The sequence below is a fragment of the Pseudomonas sp. B5(2017) genome (assembly GCF_002112825.1).
Lineage (GTDB): Bacteria > Pseudomonadota > Gammaproteobacteria > Pseudomonadales > Pseudomonadaceae > Aquipseudomonas > Aquipseudomonas putida_Z.
Genome location: NZ_NEIR01000005.1, coordinates 345,947 through 352,773 on the forward strand (window position 1 = coordinate 345,947; position 6,827 = coordinate 352,773).

Consider the following 6,827-nt stretch of genomic DNA (forward strand, 5'->3'; position numbering starts at 1 on the left):
TCAGTCGTCAGAACGGGGCATCGCCCTGGATGGTGGTGCGGTAAAGCTTGCGCCGCAGGTGTGCGGGGCAGCCGGTGGCCAGGTGGATCAGCGAGCGGTTGTCCCAGAACACCATGTCGTGGGGCTGCCACTGGTGGCGGTAGATGTTCTGCTCCAGCACGCTCAGGGCATACAGCTGTTGCAGCACGTCGCGGCTTTCGTCGCTTGGCAGGCCGACGATGCGGGTGGTGAAACCTTCGCTGACGAACAGCGCCTTGCGGCCGTTTTCCGGGTGGGTACGGACCACCGGGTGGATGACTTCCTGTACCTGCTCCAGTTGCTCGGCGGTCAGGGTCGGGCGCCAGTTGCCTTCGAATTTGGTCTCGGCGTAACGGGCGGTGTAGGAGTGCGCAGCATCACGGCCCTCGATGACCTTGCGCAGTGCCGCGGGTACGGCGTCCCAGGCCTTGTGCATGTCGGCGAACAAGGTATCGCCGCCCTCGTCGGGCAGTTCCTGGGCATGCAGCATGGAGCCGAGGCTGGGCAGTTCCTTGTACGACAGGTCCGAGTGCCAGAACTTGCCGGCATCACCCAGGCCGATGTTCTGGCCGTTTTCGACGATGTTGGAAACGATCAGGATCTCGGGGTGGCCGGCGAGCAGGAACTGCTTGAGCACATGGATCTGCAATGGACCAAAACGGCGGCTGAAGGCGATCTGCTGGTCGGGGCTGATGCGCTGGTCGCGGAACACCAACACATGGTGATCGAGGTGGGCGCGATGGATACGGGCGAAATCCTCGGCGTTGACCGGTTTGGCCAGATCCAGGCCGATGATCTCGGCGCCTACGGCACCGGAGAACGGGCGGATTTCGAAGCGTTGCGGCTGGGCGCTGTCGATGATCGACAAGGCGTTCGAGGCGGCTGACATTTTTCACTCCCACGCAGTGCGCGACTTCAATGGCGCGCAACGATCAGAAACGCACGGGGATTTCCCGTGTGGGTTCAAGTCGTGCGGCGCATCGATTGGTCGACGGGTACGCAGTGGAAGTGACTATAAAGTCATAAGAGCTATATTTTAAATACCGTTAAAGAATAACCATAGCACTGCTGCCAGGGGTGCTACGCAATCAGATCAAGCCGCCCTGCTCTTCTTCATCGATGAGATTGTTCAGGCTGCTGAGCGCCTTGCGCGCTGTAGAACGGTTGAGCAGCTTGGCCTGCGCACCGGGGGGCAGGTCGGTGATCTTGAACACACCCTTGGCGGTCAGCACATCGATCAGGTCCTCGAGCACGCGGATCATGTCGAGGTCGCTTTGCTTGAGCTGATTGAGGCTGTTTTCCACCACGTCATGGGCAAACCATTCCTGGATATCGGCATGGTCGGCGGGGAGCATTTCGGTGAACTCGTCAAAAGCGGCTGCTTCTACCCGCAGCAACTGGCCAGCGGCATCGCGTTGCACGTAGAACATGGCGGTGTCCCTCGTCACATTGGTTCCTTGGTGGTAGACAGCAGCATAGGCAAAGATCACCAGGCACGCCGGCCCGGCGCCAGAGTATGCGCTGTCATGGAGTTGCGGGAAAGGCCCAGGCACGCGCCCTGTAGGAGCGGCCTTGTGTCGCGATAGGGCCGCAAAGCGGCCCCACGGTTTCGGCAACAATGCCGGAGACCTGGGGGCTGCTCTGCAGCCCATCGCGACACAAGGCCGCTCCTACAGGGACAGCGCCAGCCTGAAGCCGGTGATGGCGATGGGCTGCAGGGCAGCCCATTGGCGCATCAGCTGTCCTTGTTGTGGACGATGATGGTCGGGTCAGCACCGCTGATCAACGAGTTGATCGTGGTGTTGGACCAGTTCACCCCTTCCAGCTTGATGGTCACATCGGCGTTGGCGATACCACCGGCGGCATTGAGCTTGCCTTCGCTGCTGACCTGCAGCGTCGTCGTGCCTTCCACCGTGGTGAGCTTCAGGTAGTTGTCGATGGTGCTGCCCTTCTCGCCCTGGAGCAGGTCCTTCAGGTCGATGCGGTCGCCTTCGGCCACCTTGAAGTCCTTGATCACGTCATTGCCGGTATCGCCAGCCTTCCATACGAAGGTGTCGGCACCGCTGCCACCGGTCATGGTGTCATCGCCCTTGCCGCCAAGCAGGATGTCATTGCCTTCACCACCGAGCAAAGTGTCCTTGCCCAGGCCACCGATCAGGATGTCATTGCCCTTGCCACCGTCGAGGGTGTCGTCGCCGCCCTGGCCGAACAGGAGGTCATTGCCCGCACCACCGTTGAGAATGTCATTGCCATCGTTGCTGCGCGAGACATCGAATTCGCTGACGTGCTCGACGATGTACTTGTGCAGCACGCGACCGTCGACATCACCCAGGGCCACACCCAGCTGGCCTGCGACATAGCCCTGTATGGCTTCGACACCGTTGCCGGCGACCGAACCGAAGCTCACCAGGTCACCGAAGATGATGTCGTTGCCGTCACCACCGTTGACGGTGTCATTGCCCGGCACGGTGGCTTCGGTGTGGCCCAGGATCGCTTCCGCCAGTTTGCTCGGGTCGATGTTGGTCTGCGGCTTGCTATCGGTGTCGTAGGGCTTCAGGTCGTTGACATTGACCGCGCTGTTCAGGCCGATGGCTTCCACGCCAGACAGGTTGGACAGCAACAGGAAGCTTTGTTGCGAGTTGTAGTCCACATAGTAGTAACCGCTTTCAGCGTAGGAGAACTCAAAGGTGCCATCACCTTGGGCATGCAGCTGTCCAGACGCACCATTGTCGTTGGTCCAGCCCTTTTTGCCCCAGTACTCGGCGGTCATGTTGCCTTTGGCATCGATGCTGAAGCGGTTGTCGCTGCCCACCATCTTGTTGGTGACCACGTCGCCCAACTTGTAGCCGATCGACTTGAGCACGGAATCCACCGTGGTGCCGATGTTCTTGAAGGTGCCCTCACGTTCGCCAGCCTGGTACACGTTCGGCTGGCCGTCGGTGATGAAGAACGTCTGGCGGCTGCCGGTGTTGCCCGCGTCCATCAATTGCTTGAACCAGTTGGCGGTGGTCTTGAAGGCATCCTCGTAGTTGGTCGAGCCGCTGGAATAGAGCGTATTGAGCGCAGTGTAGAGCGTGCTCAACGCGTTCTTGTCGCCCAGGTTGACCGAAACCGTACTGTTCACCTGGGTGGAGAAGTCCACCAGCAGGATGTTCACTGTACCGGACTGCGCGCCCTTGACGCTGTTGGCCAAGGTATCGAACACCGACTTCAGCGAGTTGCGCGCGGCATCCACCGCGCTGCCCATGCTGCCTGAGGTATCGACGATGAACGCAATGTTGTAGTCCTGACCCGGCGTCACATGCAGGCCACTGATGTCGGCAACGATGATGTCGCTGGTGGCGGTGCCGGTGAAACTGTCGCTGTCGGTGGTCAGGTTGTTGGCGGTGTAGGTGTCCGGATAGACAGTTACCTTGATCGTGCCTTCGGTGGAAGCTTTGCTGCCGCCCACGCTCTCGGTGGCGGTCGAGGTGACCTTCACATCGAAACTGCCCTGGTAGTACGCCGGCGGTTTGATGCTCAGGCCGTTGAGGCTCCAGCCGGTGACGTCAACCGAAGTGGCGCCGACGGTTACGGTATGACCGGCGCCATCGCTGACCACCGAACCTGCCGGAATGCCGTCCAGCTTGACGCTCAGGCTCTCGGAGCCGTCGGTGTCGGTCAGGTTGGTGGAAATGCCAACCAGCTTGACGGTGCCGTTCTCCGGCCCTTCGTTGAGCTTGTAGCCGTCGTAGTAGCCCTGGCCGTCACTGCCATGGAAATCGGACACGGAAAGCCCGGCGTTACCCATCGCCGCAACGTTCGGGTACATCGGGATGGCCGAGCTGCTCAGGTCGGTCACCGGGCCGTTACCGACCTTGACGTTGATATCCAGGCTGCCCGGGCCGGACTGGTTGGCGTGGTAGATCTCCAGGGTGTAGTAGCCGCTGACAGGCGGCGAGAAGCTGCCGGAGATCGTACCGCCCGCCCCCCAGGTGGCGCCGACCACGCTGGTTTTGCCGATGTAGACCTGCAGGCTGTCATCGGCGGTGCCGCTGAAGGTGTAGGTCTGGCCGGCTTCCAGGTAGATCAGGCCGGAGGTCTTGGAGCCAGTGCCGGCGGCAACGCTACCGCCCGAATCGGCGCTGGTAACCTGCTCGGTCTTGCTGGCACTGCCAGAGTTGGCGAACACGTTCTTCAGCGCAGTACCGCTGATGCCGTTGCCGTTGGTGCCCAGGCCCGTGAGGCTGTTCCAGGTTTCCTTGGTCAGGCCAAGCGAATCGGGGGTGTCGCTGCCGATGTTCAGGCCAGGCTTGTCGGCTACAGGTGCAATATCGACCTTCAGCGTGGCCTCGCCACCAGCAGCGGTACCGTCGGTAGGCTTGTACTTGATCTGGGCATAGTCGGCCTGCTTGTTGCCGACGCCCGTTCCGCCATATCCGTCGATACCCGACTCGTTGGGTTTCGGCACGAACCGCAGGTTGCCGGCAGCGATGTCGGCCTGGCTGACGGTCTGGTTCTGGGCGACGTTGACCCAGGCGGTGCCGTTGAAGAGCTGCAGGGAACCCGCTGGCAGCTGGGTGAAGGTCACACCCAGACTCGACAGGGCGCTGTCGACGTCGGAAATGTTGAAGTCGTTCCAGGTCAGCACCAGCGGCGTGTCTTCGACGCCAGTGACGGCGCCGCCGGTGGCAACCGGTGCGTCGTTGACTGCGATCACATTCACCGTGGTCGTGGCGGTGTTCGAGGTATTAACGCCGTCGGTCACCGTCACGGTAATGATGCGAGGCGTGGTGCTCGGGTTCTCGCTGCTGTTGATGAAGGTGATGTTCTTGATCGCCTGGATATAGTCGGCCAGCGATGCAGCGCCGCTCAGGGTCAGGACTACCTTGCCGTCGGTGCTGTTGGCATTGATCGAGATGCCGTTGACACTGTTGCCCAGGTTCAACGCGTCACCCGGCTGGCGGTTGGTCAGGGTGACCGTCGCGCCAGTCAGCTTCGAGCTGTCGAAGTCGGTGATGGTGACGTCCACATCGCCGATCGACACACCACTGCCTGGCTGGTTCTCGGTGAAGGTGGTCTGGTAGTCGGCACCGGTCTTGCCGCTGGAGTCGTTGCCATCCAGGTCCAGAACCGGGGCTGGCTCGAAGATCTGGGTGGTCACGCTGCCGGCGCTGGAGCTGATGTCGAGCTTCTCGAAGTTGCCGCCAGTGGCCGAATTGATCTTGACGGTGAAATGCTCGGTGCCCTCGGTGAAGTTGTCCTTGAGGGTCGGGATGGTGAACGTTGCCTGCGTGCTGTTGGCCTTGATCACCACGGTGGCCACGCCGGTGTAGTCCGTGCCATCGGCCGCGGTGCCGGTGTAGGTCAGTTTGACGGTGACGTCGCTCTCGGCCTTGTTGGTCAGGTTCAGGACGTACGTGGCATCGCCACCTTCGGCGACCGCGGAGGTGCCGCTGAGGCTGAGGGTGGTGGTCTGGATGGTATCCGTTACCGCAGTGACCGCCGCCGTATCGCTGACATTCAGTTTCTCGAAGTTGCCACCGCTGGTTTCGGTGATCTTCGCCGAAACGTTGCCTGCATCGATATAGACGTCATCGGTAGGCGCCGGAACGGTAACGCTACCGGAGAGCTTGCCCGCTTCGATGCTGATGACGGCGCCGTTGCTTAGCTTGATGGTCATGTCGGTGCCGGCCTTGTTGGTCAAGGTGGCGGTGTAGGTGATCTGGCCACCTTCCTGGACGGTAGGAGTGGCAGTCAGGGTCAGACCGGTGTTATCGAGGGTGTCGGTGACTTTGGTCACAGCTGCAGAGTTGCTGATGTTCAGCTTCTCGAAGTCGCCACCGGTGGTGCCGGTGACAGTCACGCTCAGGTTTTCGGCATCGAGGTACACGTCATCGCTTGGGGCATTGATGGTGATCGACGCTTCTTTCGAACCGGCGGCGATGGTGATCGTCTCACCGTTGCTCAGCTTGATCACCAGGTCGGTGCCAGCCTTGTTGGTCAGGGTGGCGGTGTAGGTGATCTTGCCACCTTCGGCCACGGTGTCCGTTGCGGTCAGGGTGAGCGTGGTGATGTCCGGAGTGGCCGGATTGTCAGTGACAGTGGTCACCGGCTCGCCTACGGCCACGGTCTTCTCGTAGTTGCCACCCGAGATATTGGTGATCTTGTTGGTCAGGTCCAGGTTGGTGTTGTGGACGTTGTTCGGTGCAGTGAACGGTACCGAAGCCGACGACTCGCCCACCGGGATGGTGATGGTCTGGCCGTTGGCCAACTTCACCACCAGATCGGAACCGGTGACTTTGTGGTTGACCGATGCGGTGTAGGTCACCACGCCGCCCTCGACCACGCTTTGCGTGGCGGTCAGGGTCACGGTGGTGGTGTCGATGGTGTCGGTCACCTTGGTCACAGCCGCAGTACTGCTGACGTCCAGTTTCTCAAAGTTACCACCGGTGGTGCCGGTGACGGTCACGCTCAGGCTTTCGGCATCAAGGTACACGTCATCGCTTGGGGCATTGATGGTGATCGAGGCTTCCTTCGAGCCCGCGGCAATGGTGATGCTCTCGCCGTTGCTCAGCTTGATCACCAGGTCAGTACCGGCCTTGTTGGTCAGGGTGGCCGTGTAGGTGATCTTGCCGCCTTCGGCCACGGTATCCGTCGCGGTCAGGGTGAGCGTGGTGACGTCCGGAGTCGCCGGGTTGTCGGTGACGGTGGTCACCGGCTCGCCAACGGCCACGGTCTTCTCGTAGTTGCCGCCCGAGATATTGGTGATCTTGTTGGTCAGATCCAGGTTGGTGTTGTGCACGTTGTTCGGTGCAGTGAACGGTACC

Annotated in this window: 2 protein-coding genes and 1 pseudogene; all 3 read right to left on the bottom strand. The window is 61.1% G+C overall.

Translation table 11 applies throughout. The annotated features are described in order from the left end of the window. Nucleotides 1-7 precede the first annotated feature (7 nt). Nucleotides 8-907, bottom strand: coding sequence for a TauD/TfdA family dioxygenase (locus CAG00_RS10380; RefSeq protein WP_085664210.1), 900 nt, complete (start codon nt 905-907; stop codon nt 8-10). A gap of 199 nt (nt 908-1,106) precedes the next feature. Next, nucleotides 1,107-1,448 (bottom strand): hypothetical protein, encoded by a 342-nt coding sequence (locus CAG00_RS10385; RefSeq protein WP_025337260.1) that lies wholly within the window; start codon nt 1,446-1,448, stop codon nt 1,107-1,109. 305 nt (nt 1,449-1,753) lie between these two features. Next, a pseudogene (locus tag CAG00_RS10390) lies at nt 1,754-6,802 on the bottom strand (immunoglobulin-like domain-containing protein); the annotation flags it as partial. Between the last annotated feature and the right edge of the window lie 25 nt (nt 6,803-6,827).